This is a genomic window from Luteibacter sp., from assembly GCF_051958795.1.
Lineage (GTDB): Bacteria > Pseudomonadota > Gammaproteobacteria > Xanthomonadales > Rhodanobacteraceae > Luteibacter.
The window spans coordinates 1-4,008 of sequence record NZ_JBQCFT010000215.1 but is presented as its reverse complement, the minus strand read 5'-3'; the positions used below and the strand labels follow the sequence as shown (position 1 = coordinate 4,008).

3 protein-coding genes are annotated in these 4,008 nt (G+C 68.1%); 2 read left to right on the top strand and 1 reads right to left on the bottom strand.

The genetic code is table 11. The annotated features are described in order from the left end of the window. Nucleotides 1-163 precede the first annotated feature (163 nt). Nucleotides 164-1,585, bottom strand: a complete 1,422-nt coding sequence (gene cls, locus ACTHLF_RS10805; protein ID WP_440327316.1) for a cardiolipin synthase — start codon at nucleotides 1,583-1,585, stop codon at nucleotides 164-166. Nucleotides 1,586-1,704: 119 nt separating this feature from the next. Here cls and ACTHLF_RS10800 point away from each other — a divergent pair, with 119 nt between their 5' ends. Next, on the top strand, nucleotides 1,705-2,892 hold the full coding sequence (locus ACTHLF_RS10800; protein ID WP_440327314.1) for an MFS transporter: 1,188 nt from the start codon (nucleotides 1,705-1,707) through the stop codon (nucleotides 2,890-2,892). A gap of 21 nt (nucleotides 2,893-2,913) precedes the next feature. Beyond that, nucleotides 2,914-3,927: a zinc-binding alcohol dehydrogenase family protein gene (locus ACTHLF_RS10795; RefSeq protein WP_440327312.1), complete on the top strand. Its 1,014-nt coding sequence runs from the start codon at nucleotides 2,914-2,916 to the stop codon at nucleotides 3,925-3,927. The last annotated feature ends 81 nt before the right edge of the window (nucleotides 3,928-4,008 follow it).

Here is a 4,008-nt window from a genome sequence, read left to right as displayed (position 1 = left end):
GGGGGCCGGGGGGGGGGGGGGGGGGGGGGGGGGGGGGTTGTTACTGCCACACCCCCCCCCCCCCCCCCCCGCGCTCCCACAAGGCCTCGGGGCGAAAGATGTCGCCCACAGGGTGGGCTCCTACGATCGAGTTGAACCGAGTAACCGGGTTTCGGCAAGGGCCTTACAGCACCGGATCGAACAGCCGGGCCACATGCAGGGCCACGCGGCGCAGGTAGGGCAGGCGGCGGTACTCGTTGGGGTTGACCTCGTCGGCCTGTGCGAAGTCGTCCTTCAGCATGGTTTCGACCTCCGCCGCGAACACCTCGTCGACGTTCAGCGCCGCGACTTCGAAATTCAGGCGGAAGCTGCGGTTGTCGAGGTTCATGCTTCCGACGACGGCGGTGTCGTGGTCGATGAGCATCACCTTCTGGTGCACGAAACCCGGCAGGTAGCGGAACATGCGGATACCGGCGATGGTGGCCTCGTGCGCGTACAGCGTGGAGGCCAGGTACACCGTGCGGTGGTCCGGGCGCGAGGGGATGAGGATGCGTACGTCGACGCCGCGGAATACGGCAAGGCGCAGCGCGCCGAACACCGCCTGATCGGGCACGAAGTACGGGCTGGTGATCCACACGCGCTTCTTCGCCGCATGGATCGCCTGGGTGAAGAACAGCGAGCAGCTTTCCTGGCGATCCGCGGGCCCGGTGGCGACGATCATGCTGTTCGCACGGCCGCAACGTTCCGGCGGCGGCATCGATGGCGGGCGCTCGCCGGTCACCCAGTACCAGTCCTCGGCGAAGACCCGCTGCAGGTCGGCGACGGCCGGGCCCTCGATCTGCATGTGGGTATCGCGCCAGGGTGCGAGCGGCGGCTTCAACCCGAGGTATTCGTCGCCCGCATTGAGCCCGCCGACGAAGCCACGTTCGCCATCCACGACCACGATCTTGCGATGGTTTCGGAAGTTCAGCTGGAAGCGATTGCGGAAGCGGCGGGTCGCGAAGCGGCGCACGTCGACGCCACCCTTGCGCAGGCTTTCCACGTAGGTATCGGGCAGGGCGTGGCTGCCGATGCTGTCGTAGAGCAGGCACACGCGGACGCCGCGGCTCGCACAGGCGAGCACTGCATCCCGCAGGCGACGCCCCAGCCCGTCGTCGTGGATGATGAAGAACTGCACCAGCACGTAATGATCGGCGCGGGCCATCGCGGCGAACATGGCTTCGAACGCCGCTTCGCCGTCGATATGCAGGGAGAGGTTGTTGCCGGCGTGCATGGCGGTCTTCAGCATGTGCCCGATCGCGCTGTAGCGCGGGTCGTGCACGGGCTGGGGGTGTGGGGCGACGCCCGGCTGGGCGGGATGCTCCGCCTCGGCGTGCAGCATGAAGAAGCGGGCCTGGCGCTGGCGGTGCAGGTCGACGTAGCCGCCAAAGCGGCTGGCGCCCAGGAACAGGTAGGGCACCAGGGTGACATAGGGCACCAGCACCAGGCCCAGCACCCATGCGAAGGCGCCCTGGGCGGTGCGCGTATTCATCACCGCATGCATGGCGGCCATGACGCCCGCGGCATGCAGGGCCAGGGCCGCGATGGCGATCAGCGAGGCGATCATGCCGGGAGCGCTCCGATATTCAAGTTTGCGGCAAGAGTCTTTGTCGCACCGGGGCGTTTCTGCGCCGCGGGCCGGGCAGGACAATACACACCATCCTCCTTTCTGTCCGAGCCTATCCTATGGATTCGTCACCGTCCCGTCTGCCCTTGCTGGCACTGGCCGTGGCAGCTTTTGCCATCGGTACTACCGAGTTCGTCATCATGGGCCTGCTCCCCGAAGTGGCGTCCGATCTCCATGTCGGCATCCCTGCGGCCGGCATGCTTGTCTCCGGCTACGCGCTGGGCGTGGCGCTGGGCGCGCCCCTGCTTGCGGCCCTTACGGCGAAGCTGGAGCGTAAGCGGGCGCTCCTGTTGCTGATGGGCCTGTTCATCATCGGCAACGCCTTGTGTGCCGTCGCATGGAACTACGACGTGCTGATGGTAGCCCGCGTCGTCGCGGCGTTCTGCCATGGCTCGTTCTTCGGCATCGGCGCGGTCGTGGCGGCCCACCTGGTACCTGCCAACCAGCGTGCCCGTGCGATCGCCCTGATGTTCGCCGGCCTGACCCTGGCCAACGTGCTCGGCGTGCCGTTCGGGACGTTCCTCGGCCAGTGGGCCGGCTGGCGCTCGACGTTCTGGGCGGTGACCGTCCTGGGCATCGCTGCCGCCGCGGCCGTGGCGCGCTTCGTGCCTGCCCTGCCGAACCTGAAGGCGCCGCACATGGCGACCGAGATGCGCGTGCTGCGCGAGCCGCAGGTGCTGATCGCGCTGGGTATGACCGTCCTCGGCTTCGGCGGCGTGTTCACCGTGTTCACCTACATCGCGCCGATCCTGCAGGACGTGTCGCACGTGAGCCCGCACTGGACCGGCGCGGTGCTGGTTCTGTTTGGCCTGGGCACCACGATCGGCAACATGCTCGGCGGCCGCCTCGCGGACTGGCGCCTCATGCCTTCGCTCATGGGCATCCTGGTCGTGCTGGCGCTGCTGATGGCCGCGTTCGCCTGGACCATGCATGACACGGTCGCGTCGATCGTCACGATCTTCGTCTGGGGTATCGCTTCGTTCGCCACCGTGGCACCGCTACAGTCCCGCGTCGTCCACGTGGCCGGCGATGCGCCGAACCTGGCCTCGACGCTCAATATCGCCGCGTTCAACCTGGGCAACGCGGGCGGCGCCTGGCTGGGCGGTGCGGTGATCGCCGCCGGCCATGCGCTGCCGGTCGTCAGCCTGGCTGGCGCGGCTGTGACGGTGGCTGGCCTGGTTGCTACGATGGCCAGCGTTGCACTGGAGCGCCGCAGCCCTTCGCGTGTCGCCGCCGGGTGCGCCTGATCCCCCTACGGAGCCACGCCCATGAAAGCCGTCGCTTACCGCAAGCCGCTTCCCGCTGAAGATGCACAGAGCCTGCTCGATGTCGAACTCCCGGTGCAGCAGGCCACGGGGCGCGACCTGCTGGTGAAGGTCGCGGCGATCTCGGTCAACCCGGTCGACGCCAAGGTCCGCCAGCGTGTCGATCCGAAGGGTGCAGACAACGTGCTCGGCTGGGATGTCGCCGGCACCGTCGTCGCGGTGGGCCCGGAAGTGCGGCGGTTCAAGGCCGGTGATGCCGTGTGGTACGCCGGCGACCGCAACCGTCCCGGCGCCAACAGCGAGTTCCACCTTGTCGATGAACGCCTGGTGGGGCGCAAGCCTTCAACGCTTGCCGACGCGGAAGCGGCGGCGATGCCGCTCACGACGATCACGGCATGGGAGCTGATGTTCGATCGGCTGGGGATCCCGCGCGGCACGTCAGGGCGACCCGCGACGTTGCTTGTGGTCGGGGCAGCGGGTGGCGTGGGCTCCATGGCGGTCCAGCTGGCGCGTCGGCTGACTGGGCTTACCGTGATAGGCACGGCATCCCGCCCTGAAACCCGCGAGTGGGTACAGGCGATGGGTGCGCACCACGTCGTGAACCATGCGAAGCCGCTGGATGCGGAGGTGCTGGCAGTCGCGCCCGAGGGCGTCGACTACGTCCTCAGCCTCACCAAAACCGAGCAGCATTTCGCCACGTTCCCCGCATTGATGAAGCCGCAGGGTGCGATCGGGCTGATCGACGACCCGGCCGAGCCGATCGACGTGCGCCTGCTGAAGGTGAAGAGCATCGCGCTGCACTGGGAATCGATGTTCACGCGCTCGGCGTTCCATACCGACGACATGGGCGAGCAGGGCCACCTGCTGGATGAAGTCGCGAACCTGGTGGACGCGGGTGTGATCCGCAGCACCATGCGCGAGAACATTGGCCTGATCAACGCGGCGAACCTGCGCCGTGCGCACCATCTGGTGGAGAGTGGCACCAGCATCGGGAAGGTCGTGCTGGAAGGCTTCTGACGAATAACAACACTGTGGGAGCGGGGGTGGCGGCGCGGGGGGGTCGCGGCGCCCCCCCCCGCGCCCCCACGCGCGCCCCCC

What these genes read in the sequence shown, in the direction of transcription:
- cls (WP_440327316.1), bottom strand. Translation starts at nt 1,585, where the DNA reads ATGATCGCCTCGCTGATCGCCATCGCGGCCCTGGCCCTGCATGCCGCG.
- ACTHLF_RS10800 (WP_440327314.1), top strand. Translation starts at nt 1,705, where the DNA reads ATGGATTCGTCACCGTCCCGTCTGCCCTTGCTGGCACTGGCCGTGGCA.
- ACTHLF_RS10795 (WP_440327312.1), top strand. Translation starts at nt 2,914, where the DNA reads ATGAAAGCCGTCGCTTACCGCAAGCCGCTTCCCGCTGAAGATGCACAG.